Consider the following 26,508-nt stretch of genomic DNA (forward strand, 5'->3'; position numbering starts at 1 on the left):
GGCGGGGACGGCGGCGCGGCCGGGGACGGCGGCGCGGCCGGGGACGGCGGCGCGGCCGAGGACGGCGGCGCGGGCAGGGATGGCGTGGCCAGGGACGGCGGCGCGGCCGAGGACGGCGGCGTGGGCAGGGACGGCGGCGCGGGCGGGGACCGGGCGTGCGGCGGGTCCTGATTCTGGGCGGCACCGCCGAGGCCCGCGCGCTGGCCGCCGAGCTGGCCGCCGATCCCGCGCTGCACGTCGTGTCGTCGCTGGCCGGGCGGGTCAGCAACCCGCGGCTGCCGGTGGGCGAGGTGCGCGAAGGCGGGTTCGGCGGCGCGGAGGGGCTGGCCGCCTGGCTGACGCGGGAGCGGATCGACGTGCTGGTGGACGCCACGCATCCGTTCGCCGAGCGGATGACGGCCTCGGCGGCGGCCGCCTCGGCGGCGACCGGCGTGCCGCTGCTGGCGCTGCGCCGTCCGGGCTGGCGCGAAGGACCGGGCGACGACTGGCTGCGGGTCGGCTCGTTGCCTGCGGCGGCCGACCTGCTGGTCAGCGGCGACTGGAGGGCCGGTGCCGCCGCGCCGGGCGAGGTGCGGGTCTTCCTCACCACCGGCCGCCGCAGCCTGCCGGTCTTCGCGCCGCTGCCGGGTGTGTGGCTGCTGGCCAGATCGGTGGACCCGCCCGAGCCGCCGGTCCCCGCGAACGCGTACGTCCTGCTCGACCGGGGACCGTACACCGTGGAGGGCGAGCGCGCCCTCATCCGCGAGCACCGCCTGGACGTGCTGGTGACCAAGGACAGCGGCGGCCGGATGACCACGGCCAAGCTCGTCGCGGCCCGCGAGGCCGGACTGCCGGTGATCATGGTGGACCGGCCGCCGCCGCCCCCGGGCGTCCGTACGGTGGACAGCGTGGCGGCGGCGGTGGCCTGGGTTCAGGGGTAGCGGCGCGGGGTGTAGACGACGCCGCCGTTGACGCGGGTCGTGGAGGAGCCGACGATCAGCAGGCAGCGCATGTCCACCTGGCCGGGGTCCAGCTCGCCGAGCGTGGTGACGGTGACGCTCTCCTCCGGGCCGCCGACGTCCCTGCCGATCACCACGGGGGTGTCCGGCGTCCGGTGCTCCAGCAGCAGGCCACGGGCGGCGCCGAGCTGCCACGTACGGCTGCGCGAGGCCGGGTTGTAGATCGCCAGCACCAGGTCGGCCCGCGCGGCGGCGCTCAGCCGGTCAGCCACGACCTCCCACGGCTTGAGCAGGTCGGACAGCGACAGCACGCAGTAGTCGTGGCCGAGCGGCGCGCCCGCCCTGGCGGCCACCGCCTGCGCCGCCGTCAGCCCGGGGACGACCCGCACCGGCACGCCGGGGAAGTCCGCGGCGGCTTCGAGCACGGCGCTGGCCATGGCGAACACGCCCGGGTCGCCGGACGACACGACCGCCACGCGGGCCCCGTCGCGGGCCAGCTCCAGCGCGTGCCTGGCCCGCTCCGCCTCGACCCGGTTGTCCGTGCGATGGCGGCGCTGGCGCGGGTTGGGGGCCACGCGGTCCACGTACGGGCCGTAGCCGACGAGGTCGGTCGCGGCGGCCAGCGCCTCCTGCGCCTCCGGCGTCAGCCACGGCCGCCCGGCCGGGCCCAGCCCTACCACGACCACCTCGCCCCGCCCCTCCGCCGCCGGACGTTCCGAGACGAACGTGCGCTCGGCCGGGCTCGCGAGCAGGGCCAGCGAGAAGTACGGGACGCCGGCCGGGTCCACGTCCTTGAGCGGCGCGACCCGCTCGGCGCCCATGGTGGCGCGCTCGACGTACCAGGCGTCGTCGAGCCGTCCCGCCTCGGCCAGCGCGTCGCGGACCTTGCCGAAGGTACGGCCCAGCTTGAGCACGGCGGCGGAGTCGGTGTCGCGCAGCCGCTCGGCCAGCACGGGGGCGGGCAACGTGCCCGGCAGCACGGTCAGCACCTCGTCCCGCTCCACCAGCGGACGCCCGAGCACGGCGGAGGCGGCGCTGACCGAGGTGACGCCGGGCACCACCTCGGTGGGGTAGCGGTGGGCGAGGCGTTTGTGCAGGTGCATGTAGGAGCCGTAGAACAGCGGGTCGCCCTCGGCCAGCACCACCACCGTCCGGCCCGCGTCCAGGTGCGCGGCCAGCCGCTCGGCGCAGTCGGCGTAGAAGTCGTCGAGCGCGCCCTGGTAGCCGCCCGGGTGGTCGGTGGTCTCCGTGGTCAGCGGGTAGAGCAGCAGCTCCTCGACCTGGCCGTCGCGCATGTACGGCAGCGCGATCGAACGGGCGATGCTGCGGCCGTGCCGGGCGGCGTGGTAGGCGATCACGTCGGCCTCGCCGATCAGCCGGGCCGTCTTGACCGTGACCAGCTCGGGGTCACCGGGACCGAGGCCGACCCCGTACAGGCGTCCTGTCAACGTCGTCACTCCGTCTCGTCAGCGATGGCGTTGACCGCCGCCGCCGTCATGGCACTGCCGCCGCGGCGGCCGTGCACCACCAGGTACTCCAGGTCGCTGCCGGCCAGCGCCTGCTTGGACTCGGCCGCGCCGATGAAGCCGACCGGGATGCCGAGCACGGCCGCCGGGCGTCCCGCGCCCTCGGCGACCAGCTCCAGGAGGCGGAACAGCGCGGTCGGCGCGTTGCCGATCGCCACCACCGCGCCCTCCAGGCGGTCGCGCCACAGCTCAAGGGCGGCGGCGCTGCGGGTGGTGCCGAGCCGTTCGGCCAGCTCGGGCACGCGCGGGTCGCCCAGCGTGCAGAGCACCTCGTTGCCGGCGGGCAGCCTGCGCCTGGTCACGCCCGAGGCGACCATCATGGCGTCGCACAGCACGGGCGCGCCGCCGCGCAGCGCCTCGCGGGCCCGGACGACCGCCCCGGGCGACCAGGCCAGGTCGTTGACGAGGTCGGTCATGCCGCAGGCGTGGATCATGCGCACCGCCACCTGGGCCACCTCGGGCGGCAGGCCCGTGAGGTCGGTCTCGGCGCGGATGGTCGCGAACGAGCGCCGGTAGATCTCGGCGCCGTCGCGGATGTAGTCGCTCAAGGGTGGCGTTCCTCGTATCCGTTCGTGGTCGCGATCAGCTGGACGACCGGGCCGCGCGGCAGGCCGCAGCGGCGCTCGCAGCCCGCCCAGTGGACGGGGGTGGCGGGGGCGCGGTCCAGGCCCTCCACCCAGCGCCGGGCGTCCGCCCGTACGTCGGCGAGGGCCTTGGCGCAGCCGGGACGGCCGGTGCAGGCGGTGACGCCGGCCCAGGGGGAGTCCGGGTCGGTGACGAGCCCCATGGCGTCGAGCGCCTTCCCGGCCCGGTTCGCCTCGGCGGGGGAGAGGTCCGGCAGCACGACGGTCCGCCAGGGCGTCAACCGCACAGCGTGACCGGTGTCCGCGAGCGCCAGGGCCTGGCCGGACGTCAACCGCCCGAGCGGCACGACGGCCTCGACGGCCACCCGCCCGTCCCGCTGCACATTCCGGCCCGCCGCTGGCCTGCCTGCACGGGGCGGCGGGAGGTGAGCCGAGTCCGGGACGGGCTGGTTCGCGCCGCCGCGCAGGCGGGCGGCGATTCGGGCCGGGCCGTCGTCCAGTTCGCGGACGCGCCAGGCGCGGTCATCGCCGGAGGGCAGCTCGTCGAGGAACGCCTCGGCGGCGTCGATCATGAGCGCGATCGCCGCGTCCGGCCCGGCGATCAGTCCGGTGTCAGTTCCGGCGAGGAGCAGTCTCCCGGCCGTCGCGTGCGAGACGTCCGCGCCGAGCCTCGTCGCCGCGTACGTGACGTCGGCGCCGAGCCCGGCGACGTCGCCCGTGCCGTCGTCCAGGGCGAACAGGAAGCGTCCCGGTAAGCCGGCCAGCCGGGGCCGCGCGCACAGGGCCCGGTCGAGAGCATGGGCCATGGCCAGCACGTTCAGCAGCCCGTCCGGGCCGCGTCCGCTCAGCGGGGAGGCCACGATGTTGCGGACCCGCTCGTGGGCGGGCGACGGCAGCAGCCCGGCCGCCGCGATCCGCCGGGCGAAGACGTCCGGCGAGCGCAGGCCCCGCACCTGGACGTTCGCCCGCGACGTGAGCTCGATCACGTCCGCCCCCAGCTCGGCCGCGCAGGCGGCGAGCACGCGGAGCTGCGCGGCCGACACCGCGCCGCCGGGCAGGCGCACGCGGGCGAGCGGGCCGTCGGCGGCCTCGTGCACCTGCAGCGCCCCCGGACAGGCATCGGGACGCGTACGTCCGGGAAATTCACCTACGGGCACGAAGGGATCGTAACGCCACTTCTGGGGCGGGTCGCTCCTGCCGTAAGCTTCGGCGTAGGCGATGGCAAAGGGAGGAAGCCGGTGCGAATCCGGCGCGGTCCCGCCACTGTGACCGGGGAGCGAACCCCACCACAAGGCCACTGTCCGGCGACGGGCGGGAAGGCCGGGGTGAGCGTCGATCCGGGAGCCAGGAGACTCCTGCCGTCGCAACACCCGCGACCGGGGCGAGGACCCCGAGGGAGGAACGCGCCGTGCCTGGCGACAGCCGTACCGTCCTGCTGCTCTCCACCTCCGACACCGACCTGCTGAGCGCCCGCGCCTGCGGCGCGGACTACCGTCTGGGCAATCCAGCCCGGCTGACCGCCGAGGACCTGCCCGGCCTGACGGAGGGGACCGACCTCGTCGTGGTCCGCCTGCTGGGCGGGCGCCGGGCCTGGGAGGAGGGGCTGGACGCGCTGCTGGCCGGGCCGCGCCCGGTGGTGGTGCTGGGCGGCGAGCAGGCGCCCGACGCCGAGCTGATGGAGCTGTCCACGGTCAGCGGCGGGGTGTGCGCCGAGGCGCACGCCTACCTGGCCCACGGCGGGCCGGCCAACCTGGCGCAGCTGCACGCGTTCCTGTCCGACACCGTCCTGCTGACCGGGCACGGGTTCGAGCCGCCCGCCGCCGCGCCCACCTGGGGACGGCTGGAACGCCCTGCCCGCTCCACCAGCGGCCCGGTGGTGGGGGTGCTCTACTACCGGGCGCACCACATGGCGGGCAACACCGCGTTCGTCGAGACACTGTGCGCCGCCGTCGAGGACGCGGGCGGGCAGGCGCTGCCGATCTTCTGCTCGTCCCTGCGCGCGGCCGAGCCGGAGCTGCTCGACACGCTGCGCGCGGCGGACGCGCTGGTCGTCACGGTGCTGGCGGCGGGCGGCTCCCGCCCGGCCACCGCCGGCGCGGGCGGCGACGACGAGGCATGGGACGTCGGCGCGCTGGCCGGGCTCGACGTGCCGATCCTGCAAGGGCTCTGCCTCACCACCACGCGCCAGGCGTGGGAGGAGAACGACGACGGCCTGTCGCCGCTGGACGCCGCCTCCCAGGTGGCGATCCCGGAGTTCGACGGGCGAATCATCACGGTGCCGTTCTCGTTCAAGGAGATCGACCCCGACGGGCTGACCGTCTACGTCGCCGACCCCGAACGGGCCGCCCGGGTGGCGGGCATCGCGGTGCGCCACGGCCTGCTGCGGCACACGCCGCCCGCCGCGCGGCGGCTGGTGGTCATGCTGTCGGCGTACCCGACCAAGCACTCCCGCGTCGGCAACGCCGTCGGGCTGGACACCCCCGCGAGCACCGTACGGCTGCTGGCCCGGCTCGCCGAGGCCGGCTACGACCTGGGCGACGGCTTCCCCGGCGTAGCCGAGCAGGACGGCGACGCGCTCATCCACGCGCTGATCGCCGCCGGCGGCCAGGACCAGGACTGGCTGACCGAGGAGCACCTGGCGGGCAACCCGGTCCGCATCTCCGCCGCCTCCTACGAGCAGTGGTACCGCACCCTGGCCGCGGAGCTGCGGGAGGCGATCGAGCGGCACTGGGGGCCGCCGCCGGGCGAGCTGTTCGTGCACGAGGGCGAGAACGGCACCGACATCGTGCTGGCGGCGCTGCGGGCCGGCAACCTGGTGGTGATGGTGCAGCCGCCGCGTGGCTTCGGCGAGAACCCCATCGCCATCTACCACGATCCCGACCTGCCGCCCAGCCACCACTACCTGGCCGCCTACCGCTGGCTGTCGGCCGAGTTCGGGGCGCACGCCATGGTGCACGTCGGCAAGCACGGCAACCTGGAGTGGCTGCCGGGCAAGTCGGCGGGCCTGTCGGCGGCCTGCGCCACCGACGCCGCCATCGGCGACCTGCCGCTGATCTACCCGTTCCTCGTCAACGACCCGGGGGAGGGCACGCAGGCCAAGCGGCGCGCGCACGCCGTGCTCGTGGACCACCTTGTGCCGCCGATGGCCCGCGCCGACACCTACGGCGACATCGCCCGGCTGGAGCAGCTGCTGGACGAGCACGCCACGATCGCCGCGATGGACCCGGCCAAGCTGCCCGCGATCCGGGCGCAGATCTGGACGCTGATCCAGGCCGCGCGGCTGGACCACGACCTGGGGCTGGCCGACCGGCCGCACGACAGCGAGTTCGACGACCTCATCCTGCATGTGGACGGCTGGCTGTGCGAGGTGAAGGACGTCCAGATCCGTGACGGCCTGCACGTGCTCGGCCAGGCGCCGACCGGGCAGGTACGCGTCGACCTGGTGCTGGCGATGCTGCGCGCCCGCCAGATGTGGGCGGGCCGGGAGACCCTGCCCGGCCTGCGCGAGGCCCTCGGCCTGGCGGAGGACGGCACGGGGGGGCTGGGCGAGGTGGACCGGGCGGAGTCGGTCGCCCGCGCCCTGGTCGAGGCCATGGAGGAACGCGACTGGGCGCCCGAGTCGGCACCCGCCGTCGCCCGCGCGGTGCTGGGCGGCGCGCCGGAGGTGAAGTCCGCGGTCGCTCGCGCGGCGCTGGGCGGCACCCCGGAGGTGAAGTCCGCGGTCGCTCGCGCGGCGCTGGGCGGCACCCCGGAGGTGAAGTCCGCGGTCGCCCGCGCGGCACTGGGCGGCACCCCGGAGGCGGGGTCCGTCGTCGCCCCGGAGGTGGGGTCCACCGTCGCCCGCGCGGCGCTGGGCGGTGTGCCGGCGGAGCGGGTGGAGCTCGTTGCGCGGGTGCTCGCCTTCGCCGCCACCGAGATGGTGCCGCGCCTGGCCCGCACCACCGACGAGCTCGACCACGTCCTGCACGCCCTGGACGGCGGCTACGTGCCCGCAGGGCCCAGCGGCTCGCCGCTGCGCGGCCTGGTCAACGTGCTGCCGACCGGCCGCAACTTCTACTCCGTCGATCCCCGCGCGGTGCCGAGCCGCCTGGCCTGGGAGACCGGCCAGGCCATGGCCGAGTCCCTGCTGGCGCGCTATCGCGCCGACACCGGCGAGTGGCCGCGCTCGGTCGGGCTGTCGGTGTGGGGCACCAGCGCCATGCGCACGGCGGGCGACGACGTCGCCGAGGTCCTGGCCCTGCTCGGCGTCCGTCCCGAATGGGACGACGCCTCGCGCCGCGTCGCCCGGCTGGAGCCGATCCCGCTCGCCGAGCTGGGCCGCCCGCGCATCGACGTGACGGTCCGCATCAGCGGGTTCTTCCGCGACGCGTTCCCGCACGTGGTGAGCATGCTCGACGACGCCGTACGGCTGGCCGCGTCGCTCCCGGAGCCGGCCGAGGACAACTACGTGCGCGCCCACGTGGCCGCGTCCGGCGGCGACGAACGCCTGGCGACGATGCGGATCTTCGGCTCGGCGCCCGGCGCGTACGGGGCGGGTCTGCTGCCGCTCATCGACAGCCGCAACTGGCGCGACGACGCCGACCTCGCCGAGGTGTACGCCGTGTGGGGCGGCTACGCCTACGGCCGCGACCTCGACGGCGTCGCCGCCCGCCCGCAGATGGAAGACGCCTACCGCCGCATCGCGGTCGCCGCCAAGAACGTCGACACCCGCGAGCACGACATCGCCGACTCCGACGACTACTTCCAGTACCACGGCGGCATGATCGCCACCGTACGGGCGCTCACCGGCAAGGCCCCGGCCGCCTACGTCGGCGACAGCACCCGCCCGGACGCCGTACGCACCCGCACCCTGTCGGAGGAGACCTCGCGGATCTTCCGCGCGCGGGTGGTCAACCCGCGCTGGCTGGCCGCCATGCGCCGGCACGGCTACAAGGGCGCGTTCGAGCTGGCCGCCACCGTCGACTACCTGTTCGGCTACGACGCCACGACCGGCGTGGTCGCCGACTGGATGTACGACAAGCTGACCGAGACCTACGTCCTCGACCCCGAGAACCAGGAGTTCATGGCCCGCTCCAACCCGTGGGCGCTGCACGGCATCGCCGAACGCCTCCTGGAGGCCGCCCAGCGCGGCATGTGGGAGCACCCCGACCCGGAGGTCCTGCGCGGCCTGCGCGAGGTCTATCTCAAGACCGAGGGCGACCTGGAGGACGACACCAGCCGCTGAGCCAGGTGCGGCGCGCCCGCCCAGTGCAGGTGCAGGTAGGACGCGGTCACGCCGGGGTCGCCGTACCCGTCGTGGCCGCCGTCCCAGCGGAACAGCGGCTCGCCGGTGTACCGGACGGCGGTGCGGTGGAACTCGTGTCCCCGCAGCCGCTCGCCCGCCCTGGTGAGCGGCGAGCGCCGCAACGCGAGCGCGTCCCGGTAGCCGAGCGTCAGCCGGGACGTCATCCGCGCCCGCCCGGGGACCCGGCCGCACATGCGCCGGCCGTCCAGCTCGTCGCACAGGTACAGCAGTCCCGCGCACTCGGCCGCGATCGGTCCGGGGAAGGCGGCGACCTGCTCGCGCAGCGGCTCGTTGGCGGCCAGTTCGGCGGCGTACATCTCGGGGAAGCCCCCGCCGATCAGGAGCGCGCCGGCGCCGTCCGGCAGCCGTTCGTCGCGCAGCGGATCGAAGACGGCGACCTCGGCCCCGGCCGCCCGCAGCAGCTCGGCGTGCTCGGCGTAGCCGAAGGTGAACGCCGCCCCGCCGGCCATCGCGACCACCGTCCGGCCGCCCGCCGCGCCAGGAGCGCCCGGCGGCGGCTCCCAGGCGGACCCGCCCAGCGGGGGAGCCGAGCGGGCCAGCCGCAGCAGCGCGTCCAGGTCGCACGAGCGGGCCACCAGCGCGGCCAGCCGGTCCACCGCCGCCAGTGCCTCGGCCTTCCGTTCGGCGGCGGGCACCAGCCCCAGATGCCGGGACGGCGTGGCCACGGCGTCGTCGCGGCGGATCGCCCCCAGCACCGGCACCCCGGCGGCGGCCAGCGCGGAGCGGCACAGCTCCTCGTGCCGGTCGGAGCCCACCCGGTTGAGCACCACCCCGCCCACCCGCACCCGCGGATCGAACGTGGCGAACCCGTGCGCCACCGCCGCCACCGACCTGCTCTGCCTGGCCGCGTCGAGCACCAGCACCACGGGCGCGTCCAGCAGCGTCGCGACGTGCGCGGTCGAGGCGAAACCGGTGTCCCCCTTGCCGTCGAACAGGCCCATCACGCCCTCGACCACCGCCACGTCGCACCCGGCCGCGCCGTGCAGGAACAGCGGCGCGACCAGCCGCTCGCCGACGAGCCACGGGTCCAGGTTGCGGCCGGGACGGCCGGTGGCGAGGGCGTGGTAGCCCGGATCGATGTAGTCGGGCCCCACCTTGTGGGGCGACACCCTGAGCCCGCGCGCCCGCAGCGCCGCCATCAGCCCCGTGGCCACCGTCGTCTTGCCGCTGCCCGACGACGGGGCCGCGATGACGAGCCGGGGAACTACCACTCGATGCCTTTCTGCCCCTTCTGCCCCGCGTCCATGGGGTGGCGCACCTTGCCCATCTCCGTCACCAGGTCAGCGGCCTCGACCAGCCGCTCGGGCGCGTCCCGCCCCGTGATCACGACGTGCTGGTTGCCCGGCCGCGCCGTCAGCGCCGCCAGCACGTCGTCCAGGTCCAGCCAGCCCCACTTCAGCGGGTACGTGAACTCGTCCAGCACGTAGAACCGGTACGTCTCGGCCGCCAGGTCGCGCTTGATCTGCTCCCAGCCCTCGCGGGCGTCGGCCGCGTGGTCCTCCTCGGTGCCGGGCCGCTGGATCCACGACCAGCCCTCGCCCATCTTGTGCCAGGTCACCGGCCCGCCCTCGCCGCTCTCGCCGAGCACCTTGAGCGCCCGCTCCTCGCCGATGCGCCACTTGGCCGACTTCACGAACTGGAACACCCCGATCGGCCACCCCTGGTTCCAGGCGCGCAGCGCCATCCCGAACGCGGCCGTGGACTTGCCCTTGCCGGGCCCGGTGTGGACCATCAGCAGCGGCCGGGTCCGCCGCTGGCGCGTGGTGAGGCCGTCGTCGGGCACGACGGCCGGTTTTCCCTGCGGCATGATCAGACCGCCTTCCTGTAGTCACGGACGACCGCCCCGAGGTCGGCCAGGGAGTCGAGGGGCACCAGGCGGGCGCGCAGCCGGGACGCCAGCCGGACGGCCAGGCCGAGCCTGACCGGCCCGCTCTCGCAGTCCACGACCACCGACGCGGTGCCCGCCAGCAGCGCGGCGGCCCGGTCCACGTCGCCGCCCGCCGTGGCCCGGCCGTCGGTCACCAGCACCAGCAGGGGCCGCCTCGCCGGATCGCGCAGCCGCTCCACGCGCAGCACCTCCGCCGCGCGGATCAGCCCCGCCGCCAGGGGCGTGCGCCCGCCGGTGGGCAGGGACCGCAGCCGGGCCGCGCCCGCCTCCACCGACGACGTGGGCGGCAGCGCCACCCGCGCGCCGGTCCCCTGGAAGGTGATCAGGCCGATCTTGTCGCGGCGCTGGTAGGCGTCCAGCAGCAGGCTGAGCACGGCGGTCTTGACGGCGGTCATCCGCTTGCGGGCGGCCATCGAGCCGCTGGCGTCCACGACGAACAGCACGAGATTGCCCTCCCGGCCCTCGCGCACGACCTCACGCAGGTCGTCGCCGCGCAGCACCAGGCCGGTGCCGTGGCGGCCGCGTCCGCGCTGGTGCGGGGCCGCCGCGAGCAGCGTCGCCGGCACGTGCAGGTCGCCTATCGGGCCGTCCGGGCGGCGAGAGCCGGTGCTGCGGCCGCGCCGGGTCCGCGACCGCGACCGCCTGCCCGCCGCGCCCTCGCCGAGCCCCGGCACCTCCAGCAACGGCACCCGGTACGGCGCCGCCACCCCCGCCACCCGGTGCGCGTCGCCGGGCAGCGCGCCGTCCGAGGGCTCCACGGAGTCCGGCGGCCCGGCGTGATCCCGCCCGCCCGATCCTGGTCCCGCGCTCGCCGAAGCCGGAGCCGGCGCCGAAGCCGGGTCCGCGCCCATGCCCGCGCCCATGCCCGCGCCGTCCGGCCCCGCCGCGTCCGCGGGCGGTGGCGACGTTCCCGCCGAACCACGGCCGTCGCCGCCGGGGCCGCGACGGTCGTTGCCAGGACCGCCGTCGCCGCCCGGACCACTGCCGTCATCGCCCGGACCGCCGGCGCCGTTCCCCGGACCGCTGCCGTCGTCGCCCCGGCCGCCGCCGTCATCGTCGCCGGGCCCGGGTTCGTCGTCCCCCGCCGTACGCTCCAGCAGCTCCTCAAGCAGCCGCTCGTCCAGCCCCGGCGCGTCGAACGGGTCGCGCCGCCTGCGATGCGGCAGCGACAGCCGGGCCGCCGCCCGCACGTCCTCGGTGGTCACGGCGTCGCGCCCCTGCCAGGCGGCGTGCGCGATCGCCGCGTTCGCCGTCACCAGGTCCGCGCGCAGGCCGTCCACCTCGAACGCCGCGCACACCGTCGCGATCTGCCGCAGCCGCGCGTCCGGCAGCCGCACGCCGGGCACGCGGGCGCGGGCGGCGGCGATCCTGGCCGCCAGCGCCGACTCCTCCGCCGCCCAGCGGGCCGCGAACGCCGCCGCGTCCGCCTCGAAGGCCAGCCGCCGCCGCACCACCTCGGCCCGCTCCTCCGGGTCCCGTGACGCCCGGACCTCGACCGTCAGGCCGAACCGGTCCAGGAGCTGCGGGCGCAGCTCGCCCTCCTCCGGGTTCATGGTCCCCACCAGCAGGAAGCGGGCGGCGTGGCGTACCGACACCGACTCGCGCTCGACGTAGCACGTCCCCAGGGCGGCGGCGTCGAGCAGCAGGTCCACGAGGTGGTCGTGCAGCAGGTTCACCTCGTCCACGTACAGCACGCCGCGATGAGCGGCGGCCAGCAGGCCGGGCTCGAACGCCTTCACGCCCTCCGTCAGCGCCCGCTCCACGTCGAGCGAGCCGGCCAGCCGGTCCTCCGACGCGCCCACGGGCAGCTCCACCAGGGCCGCCGGACGTTCCACGCCCTCGGCCCCCGGCTCGTGCGGCCCGTCCGGGCAGCCGGGGTCGGGCGCGGCCGGATCGCAGGCGAACCGGCACCCCGGCACCACGGCCACCGAGGGGAGCTGGGCGGCCAGCGCCCGCACGATCGTGGACTTCGCCGTTCCCTTCTCCCCGCGTACGAGCACCCCGCCCACCCGGGGCGAGACCGCGTTCAGCACCAGCGCCAGCTTCAGGTCGTCGAGGCCGACGACGGCGCTGAACGGATAGGTGACGATCAAGACTTCCAGACCTTCCGGTTGACATGGGCCACCCGCCAGCCGTCGCGCGTGACGACCAGCTCGGTGGTGGACAGGGGCGCCACATCGAAACGTGCGGTGGCCTGCGGGCCCAGCCCGAGGGCGTGGCCGAGCGCCGCCCGGATGGCGCCGGCGTCGCAGACGGCGACCGCCTCGGGCTCGTCCCGTGCCGCTTCGAGCCAGCCGGCGACCCGGACGGCGAGCGCGGCCAGGGACTCGCCGCCGTGCGGGGCGGCGTCCGGGTCGGTCAGCCAGCTCGCCAGCGCCTCCGGCTCCTCCCGCGCGACCCGCTCGTACGGCAGGCCGCGCCACCGCCCGCAGTCCGCCTCCCGCAGGGCCGGAGCCTCACGTGGCTCCAGCCCCAGAGCGGCGGCGGTCCGCCGGGCGGCCCTGGCCGGGGCCACCCACGCGGGGAGCGCGGCGAACCCCAGCGCGGCGGCCCTGGCCAAGCTCGCCTCGTCGGCGTCGTCCTCCTCGCGGGGGAAGCACGCGGCCCGCATGCCCGGCGTCGTGGCGTGCCGGACGAACAGCACCCGCTCAGCCCGGCACGGCGAGGGGCGCAGGAGCCGCCGCGCGCCGCGCCACCCGGTCGCTCGCCCAGCCGAACAGCACGCCGAACGCCGTCCAGAAGACGAGCTGGGTGCCGAGCGAGGCGAGCCTGAACTGCCACAGCAGCGTCGCGGGGAAGCCGTCAGGCACCTCGTCGACCGCCGGCAGCAGCCACCACGCGGCGGCCACGGGCACGAGGAAGGCGGCCACCGCCGCCACCCACCGTGCCCAGTGGTCTCCGGTCGTGACCCGGCGGGCCGTGGCCACCGCGATCGCCGTCGCGGCCAGCCCCACGAGAATCATCACCACGTAGAGCAGGGTGCGGCTGTCGATGGTCTCGGGGTCGCCCACCGCCGGCGGGTTGGCCGGATATTTCACGAAGGGAACCAGGATGACCGCGCCGAACGCCGTCCCGGCGGCGGCCAGCGCCAGCCGCCCGTCCGAACGCGGCCCGACCCGCCCGCGCAGGCCCGCGAACACCAGGGCGAACACGCCGCCGACGGCCAGCCCGTAGAGGCCGGTGGCGAGGAAGAGCGCCGCCTTCTGCGCCGGCCTGCTGACCGCGGCCCCTTCGCCGTGGTCATGCGCCGCCTCCTCGGCGGCGTGGTCGTGCGCGGCCGTCCCGGCGGCCGCCTCCTCCAGGGCGATCGCGTCATCCACGCGAGGCTCGCCGAAGACGAAGGCGAAGCCGCCCGCGACGAGTCCGGCCAGCAGCCCCATGAGCAGGCCCCTGACCAGGAGAGTGCGTACCACCCCGCCCCCTAGTGGCAGGGCACGCCGAGCAGATGCCGCCCGTCGTGCATGAGTTCGTGCAGGAATGCTCCCGTCTGGGAGATGGCGCCGTTGTCCATCAGGACGAGGTACGCCACGAGCAACAGCACGGGCACGGCCAGCAGCCAGGGCCGCAGGCGCGGGAAGGGAATGGACGACGGAACGGACGACGGGCTGGACAACCCGCTCATGTGAGCCTCCTCAGGGTGACGCGTCCCATGTTGCGAGGTCACGGTCGCCAAGCGACCTGGCTCCCGGGATCAACGTCCCGGATACAGTGGCGCGTCCGCACCGGCATCTCACCGGATTTCCCTTGGACAACCGTGAAATCTCCCGGAACGTATCCTTTTCTCCCGTTCGCGTCAATGCGTCCCCGAGGCGGGCAGGTCGGCGTGGCAGGCGCCGGAGGCACGGAAGGGCTCGGCGAGCTGGGCGAGATAGGCGGTGGGGTAGTCGGGTTTGGCCGCCATGCCGAGCTGGTCGGAGGTGAAGCGGCGGGCGGGGTCGTAGGAGAAGGTGCCGAGCAGGTGATCCCAAGTCAGAGTGAACAGGCCGAAGTTGACGTCGCCGATCCCGGCCCACTTGAGGTGGTGGAAGCGGTGGCCTTCGTTGAGCGCGAGCACGTACGTGAGCGGGCCGACGCGGTAGTCGGCGTTGGAGTGCTGGAGCAGCAGTTGCACGGCGACGGCGACGGCCAGGGCGGAGGCGACGTCGACCGGCAGGCCGACGAGGATGAGCGGGGCGACGCCGGCGCTCATCTCCACGGTCTGGTGCAGGGGGTGCTTCATCAGCCCGTTGAAGCCGTAGAAGCGCTTGATGGAGTGGTGGACGGCGTGGAAGCGCCACAACACGCCGATCTTGTGGCTGGCGTAGTGCGTCAGGGTGATGCCGAGGTCGGCGATCAGGACGGCGGCCAGCACCTGCAGCGCGAAGGGCCATGAACGCGGCCACAGGTCGGCGACCGTGACGGTGGCCGCCAGCAGCGGGATGACGCCGACGCTGACGAGCAGCAGCAGCTCGTTGACCGCGGCGTGGGCGACGTCGCGGGCGCCGTCCCCGGCCGGGCTGTTCCATTCGGCTTCGTACGGCAGGGCGCGTTCGGCCGCGAAGGAGCAGCCGATCGCGGCCAGCAGCAGGCCGACCAGCCAGAGCTTGGAGGCGCCGGAGGCGGCCAGCGCGATGGCGGCGCCGTTGACGCCGAGCAGCATGAACGGGACATATCCATAACGGATGACTGTGCGGTGCATGCCGATCAGCCTCGCGGCGGCCGGCCGTCCGGGGCTTGGACGGATCCGCTGTCCTTCACGCCCGCACGAGGTGGATGAGCTGGGAGGGGGCCAGGCCGAACATCTCGTGGCAGACCCGGGTCAGGTGGGAGCCGTCGGCGAAGCCCGCGCCGTGCGCGGCCTCGGTGAGCGTGGCGCTGTCCCGGGCCAGCTCGATGGCGCGGCGCAGGCGGGCCCAGCGCACGTAGACCGGGTAGGGCAGGGCGAGCTCGGCGGTGAACAGGTGGCCGAGGCGGCTGGCCGACAGGTGGACGGCGCCGGCCAGGTCGGTGAGCCGGACGGGGCCGGCCAGCAGCTCCGGCAGCAGCTCCAGCGCTCTCCGCAGCGCCGGGTGGCGCGGGCCAGGGACCGGGGCCGTCCAGGCGCGTACGAGCGCGGCCGGATCGCGGGACTCGTCGCCGGCCGGCACCAGGGCGTGCGCCGCGTCCACCCAGTCGCCGACCCGGTCACGGCCCGGCCAGGCCGCAGCGGTGAGCAGGTGGCGGCCCGCCCCGCCGGCCGGATCGAGATAGAGCATGGCGGCGCGGGCCCCGGGGCCGCCGCGCACGGCGTGCCTGGCGCGGGGCGGGATGATCGCCGCCCGCACCCGGCGGCGGGCGTGGTGGGCGTCCGCCAGCTCCACCGTCCCGGCGGTCACGATGAGGACCTGGAGGGCGGCGTGCGCGTGCGGCTCGGTGGCGCCTACCTCGCCGGTGAAGGCGAGCCAGCCCGGCTGCAGCATGGTCGTCCCCTGCCACCCGGCCGTGGTCATGGCTGTCGTCCTCCACGATCTGGCCGCGGCGATCGGCGCGGCGGGGGATCCGCGTCCAGTGTGCCATCAGACCACCCGGAAGTGGTGGGTGCCGTCCCGCTCAAGCTGCTCCACCAGGCCGTACTCCCACGTCAGGTACGCCTCCATCGCCGTCCGCGCGTTGTCGGTCCCCTCGTACGGCCGCCGGTACCGATCGGCCGGCTCGACCGCGTAGCGCCCCGGATCCGACTCGACCGGTTCGCGCCAGGCGGCCGTGCCGCCGTCCAGGCTGAACACCGGCGCAGGGGTGAGCCGGCGCAGGTCCGCCGCGGCGAAACGCGCCAGCACGCCGTCCGGGCAGGTGACGACGAACCGGTCCGCCGGGCCGGTCGCGGCGAGCGCGGCGGCCAGCCGTGACCGGATGGCGTACCAGGCGCCGGGGATGTGCCCGGCGGCGTAGTCCCGGCTGGGCGCGACGTCGATGACGACGGTGGAGGCCCCGTCGGCGGCCAGCCAGGCGCGCAGGGTCGCCGCGCCGACGGTGGTGCCCCGCGGCGGCTCCGGGAGGGGATCGAGGTCGCCCCGCCGGGTCAGGTCCCCGGGGGCGGCGGGGCTGATCGCCCAGGTCTCCCAGCCCATCTGGGCGAGCCACGACCCGGTCATCGCGGCCCGGACCCCGTCGTCGTCCACGACGACGACGCGGGCGCCGCGCACCGGCGCGTAGTGGTCGGTCTCCTGCACGAGCTGCCCGCCGGGCGCGTGCCGGGAGCCGTCGAGGTGCCCGGCCGCGAACTCGGCCGCCGAGCGGACGTCGAAGACGTAGGTCGTGCGGCCGGGGCTGAGCAGGCCGGGCAGGTCGGCGGCGCCGATGAACCGCACGCCGGCGCGCCGGGCGACGGCCCGGGCCCCGGCCACGGCGAGGGCGTGGTGCGACTCCGTCACGGCGCGCGGCGCCGCCCTGGTCGCCGCATGGTCGAGCCGCTGACCGGCGAGGGTCCAGCCGATGGTGCCGTTGCGCAGCGCCGCCACCGGGTTGGGCAGGCCGGCGTTGATCAGGGACTGGGCCCCGATGATGCCGCGGGTGCGCCCGGCGCAGTTCACGACGACGGGGGTGGCGGGGTCGGGGGCGAGCTCGCGGACGCGCAGCACCAGCTCCGCGCCCGGCACGCTGGTCGCGGTGGGGATGCTCATGGTCCGGAACTCCTCGAAGCGGCGCGCGTCCACGATGACGGGCGGCGTGCCGGCGTCGATGAGCGCCTGGACGTGCTCCGCGGTGAGCGACGGCGTGCCGCGGACCGACTCGACCAGCTCGCCGAACGCCTTGCTGGGCACGTTCACGTCCTGGAAGAGCTCGCCGCCGGCGGCGGTCCAGCCGTCGAGCCCGCCTTCCAGCGCGTCCACGCGGGAGTAGCCGAGGCGGCGCAGGACGTCGATCGCCCGGTGCGCGGGCGCGTCCGCGTCGCCGTAGACGACGATGGGGGTGTCGCGGCGGGGGATGCGCCGCCAGGCGTCCAGCTCCAGCCGGGAGAGGGGGAAGCTGGCGGCCCACAGCGGGTGTCCCCGCGCGTGGTCGGCCTCCTCGCGTACGTCGGCGATGACGATCTCGGCGCGGCGCAGCAGCAGCGCGCGGACCTGCGCGGCCGAACGGGCGGACATCGGCGGGCTCAGCGGATCTCGACTTCGGACCAGTCGAGCCCGTCGAGGTTGACGACGATCGCCTCCTGGGTGGTGCGGGCGATGACGACGACGGCCTCGGCGTCGGGGTCGGGGTTCTCCTCGCGGTGCGGGACGAACGGCGGCACGAAGATGTAGTCGCCGGGACCGGTGCTGATGCGGTGTTCGACGGGCTCGTCGCCCTCCACGTCCAGGAACACGAAGACCGGGTGCCCGGACACGACGTAGATCGCGGTCTCGGACGCCCCGTGGTGGTGGTTGCCCGACGCGGTCGCCGCGGCGACGTGGGTCTGTCCCATCCAGAGGCTCTCGGCGCGGACCGTCTTGCCGCTGACGGCCTCCAGCCGCGTCATCCCCGAGGTCTGCGAGGTCCGGCCGATGAGGCCGGCGGGGGCGACGTGGTGCAGGGTGCGGTGGAACGGGTCGATGCCGGCGGGCACGAGGACGCCGCTGGGCGTACGGACGAGGTCACGGCCTGTCGGGCGGGACGGCTGGCGGTCGGGCATCAGGCTCCTTTGGCGAGGACGAGGTCGTGCGGTGGCACCTTGGTCAGGACCGGGGTCGTCAGGAGGCGGCGCAGTGTGTCCGTCACGCGCTCGGCGACCGCCGGCGCGACGCCCTGGCAGGTCCACAGCGCCAGCGGCAGGGGCTTCGGTCTCGGCAGGTCGTCGCGGGGCACGAGCCCTTCCGGGGTCTGGCCGAGGGTCGCCAGCAGTGCCACGCCCGCGCCGGCGCTGACGGCGGCCTGCACGCCGGCCAGCTGGTTGGCCTCGGCGGCGATGGCGACGGGGATCGCGTGGTGCGACAGGGTCACCAGGGCGCGGTCGCGGAGGGCGCAGGGGTGGTCGAAGGCGACGAGGGGGAGCGGCCGGCCCTGTCTCGGCGGCGTCCAGCCGGGGGCGGCGTACCAGGTGAGCGCGAGGTCGCCGACCGGGGTGGCGCGCGGGTCGTCGGCGGGGCCGATGAGCAGGGCCAGGTCGATGCGTCCGGTCGCGAAGCTCTCGCGGAGCCTCGCGCCGCGGTCGATCCTGAACCTGACGCCGTAACGGGGCCCGGTCCCGTCGAGTGCGGCCCCGTCGAGCGCGGTCGCCAGATGCGGCAGCAGCTGCGCCGCCGCGTGCTCGGTCGAGCCGATGACGATCGTGCCGCGCGCCTCGTCGTCGAAGCTGCGCAGCCCTTCGTCGTGCAGCGCCAGGATGCCGCGCGCCAGGCCCAGCAGTTTCTCGCCGTCGGCGGTGAACCGGGAGCCGCGGCCGCTGCGCTCCACGAGCGGGCGGCCGATCGCGGACTCCAGCCGGCGGACGTGCTGGCTCACCGCTCCCTGGCTGAGGTGCAGGGCGTCGGCGGCGCGCTGGAAGCCGCCGGCGTCGGCGACAGCGACGAAGCTGCGCAACGGTGCGATGTCCAGCGTACGGTTCATACCCGGAATTATACCTATTATTCCTACCTGATGTAAGGGTATTTATCACATGACGTGATGGCCCGCGATCACGAAGCGTCGTTGGACACCCCGGCAGGCGACCCCGCAGGCTGACAGGTGTGCACCAGCCGGCGGTGCTCCCCATCTCTGCAGCAGTCCACCCGTCTGAAAGGCTCGCTACTTTGTCGATCCAGATCCTGGGGATGGTCTCGACCGCCTACGGCTCGGAAAGCGCCGGCTGGCAAGGACCGGTCGTCGATCCCGGCTACCTCGCCGACTTCGCCCGTGCCCACGAGGAGGCCGGTTTCGACCGCGCGCTCGTCGCGCACAGCGCCACCTCCCCCGAGGGCTTCGCCGCCGCCGCGCACGTGCTCTACAACACCGAACGCCTGGGCGTCCTCATCGCCCAGCGGCCCGGGTTCATCCAGCCCACCCTGACCGCGCGGAAGCTCGCGACGCTGGACAACCTCACCGGCGCCGGCCGCGTCGCGATCCACCACATCACCGGCGGCAGCGACACCGACCAGCGGCGCGACGGCGACTTCGCGGACAAGCAGGCCCGCTACCGGCGCACCGCCGAGTTCATCGAGGTGCTGAGGCGCACCCTCACCTCCGACGAGCCCTTCGACCACGCGGGCGAGTTCTACCGCTTCGAGGGCGCGTTCAGCTCGGTCAAGCCCCACGGCCCGGTGCCGATCTTCTTCGGCGGGCAGTCCGACGACGCGATCAGGGTGGGCGGGCGCTGGGCCGACGTCTACGCCCTGTGGGGAGAGCCCCTGGCCCAGACGCGCGAACGCATCGACCTGATCCGCGCCGAGACCGCGCGGCACGGCCGCGAGATCGGCTTCTCCCTGTCCGTACGCCCGATCGTCGCCGAGACCGAGGACGCGGCCTGGGAGCGGGCCGACGGCATCCGCCGCGCCTTCGAGGACAACCTCGCGCGCAGCGGCGGCGGACCGTGGCGGATCGGCCGCGGCGACAACACCGCGGTCGGCGCCAAGCGGCTCAAGGACGAGGCGGACGAGAAGCTCGTGCACGACGAACGCCTCTGGTTCGGCGTCACCCAGCTCACCGACGGCGGCGGCAACTCCACCGCCCTGGTCGGCACGCCCCAGCAGGTCGCCGACGCCCTGCTGAAGTACTACGACCTCGGCGTCCGCACCTTCCTCATCCGCGGCTTCGACCCGGTGCGGGACGTACGCGACTGGGGCCGGGAGCTGGTCCCGCTGCTGCGCGCCGGCGCGGCCGCCCGCGAGGAAGCCCTCGTCACCACGGGGCCGGGCCGATGAGGACGAGATGGGCCGCCGGCCTCGTGGCGCTCCTGCTCACCGGCTGCGCCTCCCCGGCACCCGTCGGCGAGGCCGCCGCCGGATCGGCCGCCGGCGGGCGCGGCGACACCCTGACGTGGGGCTGGTCGCTGCCCTCGACCTGGGACCCGGTGACCTCGGCGGTCGGCAACGACGTCCACGCGCTGACCCTCGTCTACGAGGGGATCACCGAGGTGGACGAGAAGGGCGAGGCCCAGCCCGGCCTCGCGCGGTCGTGGACGTACGCCAAGGACGGCCGCTCCGTCACCTTCCACCTGCGGCCGGGCCTGACCTTCTCCGACGGCACCAAGCTCGACGCGGCCGCCGTCAAGGCGAGCCTGGAACGCGGCAAGACCGCCAAGGACTCGACGATCGCGCCGCAGCTGGTCACCGTCGAGCGGATCACCGCCGACAGCGCCACGGACGTGACCCTGCACCTCACCCAGGTGGACTACCAGATCCCGCTGCTGCTGTCGGGCAAGACCGGGCAGATCGTCAGCCCGACGGCGGCCAAGGACCCGGCGAAGCTGGCCACCCAGCCGGTCGGCGCCGGGCCCTTCATCCTGAAGAGCTACGTGCCCGGGTCGCAGGCGACGCTGGTGAAGAACCCAGCGTTCTGGAACGCGGGCGAGATCCTCGTTACGAACTTCGTGCTCAAGCCGACGCCCGACCCGTCCGTGGCGGTCGCGGGCCTGCGCTCCGGCCAGTACGACCTCGCCGACCTCACCGCCTCACAGGTCGGCGGGGTCGAGGCCGCCGGGTTCCCGGTCGTGAAGACCGACGTGCTGCCGGTCCGCGTCCTCGACGTGAACAACACCGTCAAGCCGTTCGACAACCCCAAGGTCGTCCAGGCGATCAGCACCGCGATCGACCGGCAGGCGCTGGTCGACACGGCCAACTTCGGGTACGGCCGGCCGGTCTGGCAGCCGTTCCCCCAGGGCTACGTCGCCCACGACCCCGGGCTCGACAACCTCTACCCGCACGACGTGGCCAAGGCCAGGCAGTTGCTGGCCGAGGCGGGATACCCGGACGGCGTCGACGTCCAGCTCGCGCTCGGCAGGGCCGACGACCCCGTCGGCGAGCTGATCCAGCAACAGCTCAACGCGGCCGGCATCCGCACGACGCTCACCGTTCTGACGCCCGGCGTCAACAACTACATCACCCGCAAGTACCCGTTCGTGCTCGACCAGTTCAACGCCCGCCAGTCGCCGGTGCAGGCGCTGCAGGTGCTGTTCGGCGCGCAGGGCCTGATGAACCTCGGCAAGACCACCCCCGCCGAGCTGCCCGCCGCGGTGGCCAAGGCGAGCGGGCACGCGCTGACCGATCCCGCCTACCCGGCGGCGATCCAGGCCGCCACCAGGATCGCGGTGACGAACATGCCGAACGTGTTCCTGTACTCGGTGACGCGCTTCGCCGCGCACACCCCGAAGGTGCACGGCCTGCGCAACTGGGTGGACATCCAGCGCTTCGAAGGCGTCTGGGTGGACAAGTGACCACGCTGAACGTACGCGACACGACCGGCCGGACGGGACCCGCCGCCACCCCGGCGGGCACCGCCCGGCCAGGACTCGGGGGGCGGGCCGTCGCGCGGACCGCCGCCGCGCTCGGCCGGGCCCTGCTGATCGCGGTCCCCGTGCTGCTCGTGTCCACCTTCATCACCTTCATGCTCGGCGGGCTGACGGACCAGGACCCCGCCTCGGTCGTGCTCGGCGACTCCGCCACCCCCGCCGACGTGGCGCGGATGCGCGAGGTGTTCGGGCTCGACCGGCCGCTGCCGGAGCGCTACGCGCTGTGGCTGTGGGACGCCCTGCACGGCGACCTCGGCTCCTCCTGGTTCACCAAGATCCCCGTGGCGCAGAGCATCGCCGAGCGGCTGCCGGTGAGCCTGTCCGTGGCCGCCGGGGCGCTGCTCATCGCCGTCGTGCTCGGCGGCGTCTTCGGCGTCCTCGCCGCCGTACGGCAGGGCGGCCGGCTGGACCGCGCCGTCACGGTCGTCACCTCCGTGCTGGCGACCGTGCCCGGGTTCGTCGCCGCGATCGCTCTCATCACGGTGTTCTCGCTGCTCGTGCCGGTGCTGCCATCGGGCGGCTGGGCGTCTCCGTCCGACGGGCTGCTGACCTGGGCGAGCTTCCTCGTGCTGCCCAGCGTGTCGCTGAGCCTGGACGCCGCGGCGGACGTCGCCCGCCAGCTGCGGACCGGGATGGCCGACACCCTGCACGAGAACTACGTCGTGGGCGCGCAGGTGCGCGGCCTGCCGGCGTGGCGCATCGTCCTCGTCCACGCCCTGCGCAACGGCGCGGGACCCGCGGTCGCCGTGCTCGGCATGCACGTGCCCCGGCTGATCGGCGGTGCCGTCATCGTCGAGACCGTGTTCGCGCTGCCGGGCATCGGCGAGCTCACCAAGACGGCGGCGCTCGGCGGCGACGTGCCCGTCGTGCAGGGGGCCCTGCTCGTCACGATCGGCGTCGTGCTGATCTCCTCCGCGCTCGTCAACGTCCTGCTGGTCAAGCTGCGCCCCGCCGCCAGGAGGGAAGTATGAGGACCGTCACGGGCGTCCTGCGCACCCGCGCCGGCGTCGTCGCCGCGGCCGTGCTGGCGGCGGTGCTCCTCCTCGCGGTGCTCGGGCCTCTCCTCGCGCCGTACGACCCGCTGAAGAACAGCGCCGAGATCCTCCGGCCGCCGAGCGCGGCGCACTGGTTCGGCACCGACTACCTCGGCCGCGACGTGCTGAGCCGGGTCCTGGCCGGCGCGCCCCGGTCGGTGTTCACCGCCTTCGAGGCCGTCGGCATCGGTCTCGTGATCGGCGTCGTGCCCGGCATCACCTCCGTCCACCTCGGGCGCGGCTACGAGTGGATCACCCTGCGGGTCATGGACGGGCTGATCGCGCTGCCGTTCCTGATCTTCGCCATCGCGGTGGCCGCGCTGCTCGGCAACGCCGTCCACCAGGCGATGATCGCCGTCGGAATCCTGCTCGCGCCGTCGTTCTACCGCATCACCCGCGCCGCCGCCCTCAGCCACGCGAACGCGCAGTACGTCACCGCCGCGCAGCTGTTCGGAGCCTCGGCGTGGCGGGTGCTGCGCACCCACGTGTGGTCGAAGATCCTGCCGACGCTCGTCGTCGCCACCGCCAACGCCACCGCCGGCGGTCTCCTGATCGTCTCGTCGCTGACCTTCCTCGGCATCGGCGTCGTGCCGCCCGAGCCCACCTGGGGCGGCATCGTCGCCAGCGACCTCGGCTACCTGGCGCAGAGGCCGTACGGGCCGGTGTTCCCGTCCCTGTTCATCATGGCGGCCGTCGGCGCGCTCAACCTGCTCGCCGACGCGATCAGGGACACCGGCGGCGACCACGGACGGGCACGCGCCCTGACGAGCAGAGGAGCACGCCGTGCCCGCCTCACCTGACCCGGCGCTGCTGTCCGTACGCGGGCTGCGCGTGAGCGTCGCCGACGGCACCGAGGTCGTCCGCGGGGTGGATCTCGACGTCCCCCGCGGCTCGGCCGCCGGGCTGGTCGGCGAGTCCGGCAGCGGCAAGACCCTGACCTGCCGCGCCGTCCTGGGGCTGCTGCCCGCCGGCGTCGCGGTCACCGGGGGCGGGATCAGCCTGAGGGACGTCGAGCTGACGGCGCTGCCGGCCGCCGAGCGGGCGCGGCTGCGCGGCACCGGGCTCGCGGCCGTGTTCCAGGATCCCGCCTCGTACCTGAACCCGTCGATCACCGTCGGCGCGCAGCTCGCCGAGGTGCTGCGGGTCAAGGCCGGGCTGGCCCGCCGGGCGGCGCGGGAGCGGGCCGTCGAGCTGTTGCACGCCATGGGGCTGCGCCGCCCCGAGCACGTCTACACGCAGTACCCCTTCGAGCTGTCGGGCGGGATGCTGCAGCGCGTGCTGATCGCGATGTCGATCACCGCCGACCCGGACCTGCTGATCGCCGACGAGGCGACCACGGCCCTTGACGTGACCGTGCAGGCCGAGGTGCTGGAGCTGCTGTCCGACCTGCGCCGCGACCGGGGACTCACCCTTCTCGTCGTCTCCCACGACCTGGCCGTGATCGCGCAGGTGTGCGACACCGTCCACGTGTTCCGTGACGGCATCGTCGTCGAGGCGGGGCCCACCCGGCAGGTCCTGCGCGCGCCGCGTCATCCGTACACGCGCGAGCTGATCGCCAACCACGAGCGCTTCGGCATCGACCGGGTGCGCGAGCAGAGGAGCCGGCGATGACCGAGCTGCTGAACGTCTCCGGCCTGCACGTCGCGCTCGGCCGCGGCCGCAGGCGCACCGAGATCCTGCACGGCGTCGATCTCACGGTCGCGCCCGGCGAGATCGTCGGGCTGATCGGCGAGACCGGCTCGGGCAAGACCACCCTCGCCCGCGCCGTGCTCGGCCTGGCACAGGCCAGGAGCGGCACGGTCACGATCGGCGGGCACGAAATCGGCGGGCTGCGCGGCCGCGCCCTGCGCGCCTTCCGGCGCGGCGGCGCCGTGCAGTACGTCTTCCAGGACCCGCTGCGCAGCCTCGACCCCGACCGCACCGTCTTCGACACCCTGGTCGAAGGGCTCGTCGTGCGCGGCGGGCACAGCCGCGCCGAGCTGCGCGACGCCGCACGGGAGGTCGCCCGGCTCGTCTCCCTGCCGCTCGACCTGCTGCCCAGGCACCCCGGCGAGCTCTCCGGCGGCCAGCGGCAGCGCGTCGCGATCGCGCGCGCGATCGCGGTCGGCCCGCGGCTGCTCATCTGCGACGAGCCGGTCAGCGCCCTCGACGCCTCGACCCGCATCACGATCCTCGAACTCCTGCTGCGCCTGCGCGAGAGCCACGGCATCGGCGTCCTGCTGATCACGCACGACCTCGGCTCGCTCGGCGGCGTGGCGGACCGCGTCGTCGTGCTCTACCAGGGTCAGGTGGTGGAGACGGGCACCACCCAGGAGATCCTGCTGGCCCCGCGGCACCCCTACACCCGCCTGCTCGTCACGTCCGTGCCGTCGATCAGGGACGAGGAGCCGCCGGACCCCGAGCTGCGGCGGGCCCTGCGCGACGAAGTGCACGCCCTAGCCACCCACCCTTCCGCCCGCTGGAGCCTGACATGACGTACAGCACCGACCACCACGCCCCCGAAGGGCTGCGGACCAGGGGCACGGTCATCGTCGTGCCGGGCCGCGGCGAGACCCGCGCGAGCTACGCGCGCTTCGGCTCCCGGCTCGCCCACGACGCCTACCGGGTGCGGGTCGTGGACCCGCCGGCCGCCGACCCGGCCGACGTGGCGCCCTTCCTGGACGCCCTCGCCCGGCGGCTGTCGGAGGCCGTCGAAGGCATCGCGGCCGAGACGCCCGACGGGCTGCCGCGCCCGCTGGTGCTGGTTGGCTCCGACCTGGGCGCCGCCGGGCTCGCCGCCCTGCTCGCCTCGGAAGCCTCGGAGGCGGTGTGGTGGCCGCAGGCGGCCGTGCTCGCCGGCCTGCCCGGCGACGGCGCGCAGGCCGGTGGCCGGTGGGAGGACGAGCTCGACGTCCGGACCCACTGTCCCACGCACCGCGGCGTCCTGACCGGCGACGCGGCCGTGCGGCGCGGCGCCCTGGCCGGCGCCGTGCCCCGGGAGCTGCTGGACGCCGCCTACGCGAGCCGTGCGGAAATCCCGCACCTGCTGCTGGTCGGGGACGCCGATCCGCTGGCGGACCGGGCGGCGATCGCGCGGGCGGCCAGGACGCTGCCGAAGGCGCGGCTCACCGTCGTGCGCGGCGCCCACCACGACGTGCTCAACGACGTGCAGCACCGCTCGGTCGCCGCCGAGATCGTCACGTTCCTGGAGGCGCTGCGGGAGGAGCTGATCCCGGCCGTCACCGTGGAGACCAGCGCCTGGTGACCCCCGCTGGGGGGTTTACGGCGAATTGCGGGAATGCCGACCCTTTGCCAGGTCATCGATTGCGGCAGATGGTCCACATCTGTCACATGGGTATCTGCTGTATGCCGAAATCGCGGCATTCACAGAAAAGAAAGCGCACGATGATCTCACCAAAGCACATATTCGCCTGGGCCACCGCGGCGATCACCGGGGCCCTCATGGCCGCCTCGTTCCAGACGCCGGCGATGGCCGGCGAGGGCCCGGAGCGCGCCGACGACAGCTTCAGGTACGACGCGCCGATCACCCGGCCGATCGCCGCGCCCGTCGCCGGGTACCAAGCCGCCGAAGAGGACCTTGTCACTCTGCCGAACAACTCAAACGCTACGAGCATCGCGACATGCAATGACGGCAGGAGGGTTCTCGGCGGCGGCTGGACCTCGACAAACGCGGACGACCTCGTGGTGCTGTCCAACAGTGCCACGGGGAATGGTGCCAGCTGGCGGGTCGATTTCCGTAACCCCCCAGGCGGCAACTCGCCTGTGACCGCCACCGCCACCGCCCAGTGCGCCTTCGTGCGGCCGACTGCCACTGCCC

At 74.8% G+C, this 26,508-nt stretch carries 24 protein-coding genes and 1 riboswitch; of the genes, 9 read left to right on the top strand and 15 right to left on the bottom strand.

From position 1 onward, the window contains the following. Positions 1-155: 155 nt before the first annotated feature. Positions 156-920 carry a cobalt-precorrin-6A reductase gene (locus tag AC27IY_RS31615; protein WP_487180125.1) on the top strand — a complete coding sequence of 255 codons (765 nt, stop codon included), beginning with the start codon at positions 156-158 and terminating at the stop codon, positions 918-920. Here the strand turns inward: AC27IY_RS31615 and AC27IY_RS31620 are convergent. From AC27IY_RS31620 to cobG, 3 genes are read right to left on the bottom strand one after another with little or no spacing between them, the layout of a single operon-like run. Next, entirely contained in the window at positions 911-2,386 is a 1,476-nt protein-coding gene (locus tag AC27IY_RS31620) for a precorrin-2 C(20)-methyltransferase (RefSeq protein WP_487180778.1), read from the bottom strand. The genes AC27IY_RS31615 and AC27IY_RS31620 overlap by 10 nt on opposite strands. Positions 2,387-2,391: 5 nt before the next feature. Beyond that, positions 2,392-3,012, bottom strand: a complete 621-nt coding sequence (locus AC27IY_RS31625; protein WP_364446368.1) for a precorrin-8X methylmutase — start codon at positions 3,010-3,012, stop codon at positions 2,392-2,394. Further along, on the bottom strand, positions 3,009-4,205 hold the full coding sequence (cobG, locus tag AC27IY_RS31630) for a precorrin-3B synthase (protein WP_487180126.1): 1,197 nt from the start codon (positions 4,203-4,205) through the stop codon (positions 3,009-3,011). The genes AC27IY_RS31625 and cobG overlap by 4 nt, the downstream gene beginning before the upstream one ends. Positions 4,206-4,236: 31 nt before the next feature. After that, positions 4,237-4,418: riboswitch (cobalamin riboswitch) on the top strand. A 38-nt stretch (positions 4,419-4,456) separates the two neighbouring features. Here cobG and cobN point away from each other — a divergent pair. Further along, positions 4,457-8,272: a cobaltochelatase subunit CobN gene (gene cobN / locus AC27IY_RS31635; protein WP_487180127.1), complete on the top strand. Its 3,816-nt coding sequence runs from the start codon at positions 4,457-4,459 to the stop codon at positions 8,270-8,272. Here cobN and AC27IY_RS31640 read toward each other — a convergent pair. From AC27IY_RS31640 to AC27IY_RS31690, 11 genes are all read right to left on the bottom strand, one after another. Then, positions 8,227-9,564 carry a cobyrinic acid a,c-diamide synthase CobB gene (locus AC27IY_RS31640; protein WP_487180128.1) on the bottom strand — a complete coding sequence of 446 codons (1,338 nt, stop codon included), beginning with the start codon at positions 9,562-9,564 and terminating at the stop codon, positions 8,227-8,229. The genes cobN and AC27IY_RS31640 overlap by 46 nt on opposite strands. After that, a complete protein-coding gene (gene cobO, locus AC27IY_RS31645) occupies positions 9,558-10,160 on the bottom strand; it encodes a cob(I)yrinic acid a,c-diamide adenosyltransferase (protein ID WP_371247813.1) in 603 nt (200 codons plus the stop codon). Before cobO ends, AC27IY_RS31640 begins: the two co-directional genes overlap by 7 nt. A gap of 2 nt (positions 10,161-10,162) precedes the next feature. After that, positions 10,163-12,334, bottom strand: a complete 2,172-nt coding sequence (locus AC27IY_RS31650; RefSeq protein ID WP_487180129.1) for a VWA domain-containing protein — start codon at positions 12,332-12,334, stop codon at positions 10,163-10,165. Continuing rightward, the gene (locus AC27IY_RS31655) at positions 12,331-12,885 is read right to left on the bottom strand and encodes a histidine phosphatase family protein (protein ID WP_423475913.1); all 555 of its coding nucleotides are present in this window, start codon (positions 12,883-12,885) and stop codon (positions 12,331-12,333) included. Before AC27IY_RS31655 ends, AC27IY_RS31650 begins: the two co-directional genes overlap by 4 nt. A 4-nt stretch (positions 12,886-12,889) precedes the next feature. After that, positions 12,890-13,654, bottom strand: coding sequence for a CbtA family protein (locus AC27IY_RS31660; protein ID WP_487180130.1), 765 nt, complete (start codon positions 13,652-13,654; stop codon positions 12,890-12,892). A gap of 8 nt (positions 13,655-13,662) precedes the next feature. Beyond that, the gene (locus tag AC27IY_RS31665; protein ID WP_344207819.1) at positions 13,663-13,863 is read right to left on the bottom strand and encodes a CbtB domain-containing protein; all 201 of its coding nucleotides are present in this window, start codon (positions 13,861-13,863) and stop codon (positions 13,663-13,665) included. 171 nt (positions 13,864-14,034) lie between these two features. Next, a complete protein-coding gene (locus AC27IY_RS31670; protein WP_487180131.1) occupies positions 14,035-14,919 on the bottom strand; it encodes a sterol desaturase family protein in 885 nt (294 codons plus the stop codon). 55 nt (positions 14,920-14,974) lie between these two features. After that, a complete protein-coding gene (locus tag AC27IY_RS31675) occupies positions 14,975-15,709 on the bottom strand; it encodes a helix-turn-helix transcriptional regulator (protein ID WP_487180132.1) in 735 nt (244 codons plus the stop codon). A 66-nt stretch (positions 15,710-15,775) separates the two neighbouring features. Continuing rightward, positions 15,776-17,344 carry a rhodanese-like domain-containing protein gene (locus AC27IY_RS31680; RefSeq protein ID WP_487180133.1) on the bottom strand — a complete coding sequence of 523 codons (1,569 nt, stop codon included), beginning with the start codon at positions 17,342-17,344 and terminating at the stop codon, positions 15,776-15,778. An 8-nt stretch (positions 17,345-17,352) separates the two neighbouring features. Next, complete coding sequence (locus AC27IY_RS31685) at positions 17,353-17,868, bottom strand: cupin domain-containing protein (protein WP_487180134.1); 516 nt, start codon at positions 17,866-17,868, stop codon at positions 17,353-17,355. Next, positions 17,868-18,782, bottom strand: coding sequence for a LysR family transcriptional regulator (locus AC27IY_RS31690; RefSeq protein ID WP_487180135.1), 915 nt, complete (start codon positions 18,780-18,782; stop codon positions 17,868-17,870). Before AC27IY_RS31690 ends, AC27IY_RS31685 begins: the two co-directional genes overlap by 1 nt. 182 nt (positions 18,783-18,964) lie before the next feature. Here AC27IY_RS31690 and AC27IY_RS31695 point away from each other — a divergent pair, with 182 nt between their 5' ends. From AC27IY_RS31695 to AC27IY_RS31725, 7 genes are read left to right on the top strand one after another with little or no spacing between them, the layout of a single operon-like run. Next, positions 18,965-20,071 carry an LLM class flavin-dependent oxidoreductase gene (locus AC27IY_RS31695; protein WP_487180136.1) on the top strand — a complete coding sequence of 369 codons (1,107 nt, stop codon included), beginning with the start codon at positions 18,965-18,967 and terminating at the stop codon, positions 20,069-20,071. After that, positions 20,068-21,582, top strand: a complete 1,515-nt coding sequence (locus AC27IY_RS31700; protein ID WP_487180137.1) for an ABC transporter substrate-binding protein — start codon at positions 20,068-20,070, stop codon at positions 21,580-21,582. Before AC27IY_RS31695 ends, AC27IY_RS31700 begins: the two co-directional genes overlap by 4 nt. Further along, the gene (locus AC27IY_RS31705; RefSeq protein WP_487180138.1) at positions 21,579-22,628 is read left to right on the top strand and encodes an ABC transporter permease; all 1,050 of its coding nucleotides are present in this window, start codon (positions 21,579-21,581) and stop codon (positions 22,626-22,628) included. The genes AC27IY_RS31700 and AC27IY_RS31705 overlap by 4 nt, the downstream gene beginning before the upstream one ends. Continuing rightward, a complete protein-coding gene (locus AC27IY_RS31710) occupies positions 22,625-23,491 on the top strand; it encodes an ABC transporter permease (protein ID WP_487180139.1) in 867 nt (288 codons plus the stop codon). The genes AC27IY_RS31705 and AC27IY_RS31710 overlap by 4 nt, the downstream gene beginning before the upstream one ends. After that, the gene (locus tag AC27IY_RS31715; protein ID WP_487180140.1) at positions 23,475-24,302 is read left to right on the top strand and encodes an ABC transporter ATP-binding protein; all 828 of its coding nucleotides are present in this window, start codon (positions 23,475-23,477) and stop codon (positions 24,300-24,302) included. Before AC27IY_RS31710 ends, AC27IY_RS31715 begins: the two co-directional genes overlap by 17 nt. After that, a complete protein-coding gene (locus AC27IY_RS31720; RefSeq protein WP_487180141.1) occupies positions 24,299-25,165 on the top strand; it encodes an ABC transporter ATP-binding protein in 867 nt (288 codons plus the stop codon). The genes AC27IY_RS31715 and AC27IY_RS31720 overlap by 4 nt, the downstream gene beginning before the upstream one ends. After that, positions 25,162-25,935 (top strand): serine aminopeptidase domain-containing protein, encoded by a 774-nt coding sequence (locus tag AC27IY_RS31725; protein WP_487180142.1) that lies wholly within the window; start codon positions 25,162-25,164, stop codon positions 25,933-25,935. The genes AC27IY_RS31720 and AC27IY_RS31725 overlap by 4 nt, the downstream gene beginning before the upstream one ends. Positions 25,936-26,017: 82 nt before the next feature. Here the strand turns inward: AC27IY_RS31725 and AC27IY_RS31730 are convergent, their stop codons facing one another. After that, positions 26,018-26,395: a hypothetical protein gene (locus tag AC27IY_RS31730; RefSeq protein ID WP_487180143.1), complete on the bottom strand. Its 378-nt coding sequence runs from the start codon at positions 26,393-26,395 to the stop codon at positions 26,018-26,020. Between the last annotated feature and the right edge of the window lie 113 nt (positions 26,396-26,508).

The sequence above is a fragment of the Nonomuraea sp. B208 genome (genome assembly GCF_057536035.1).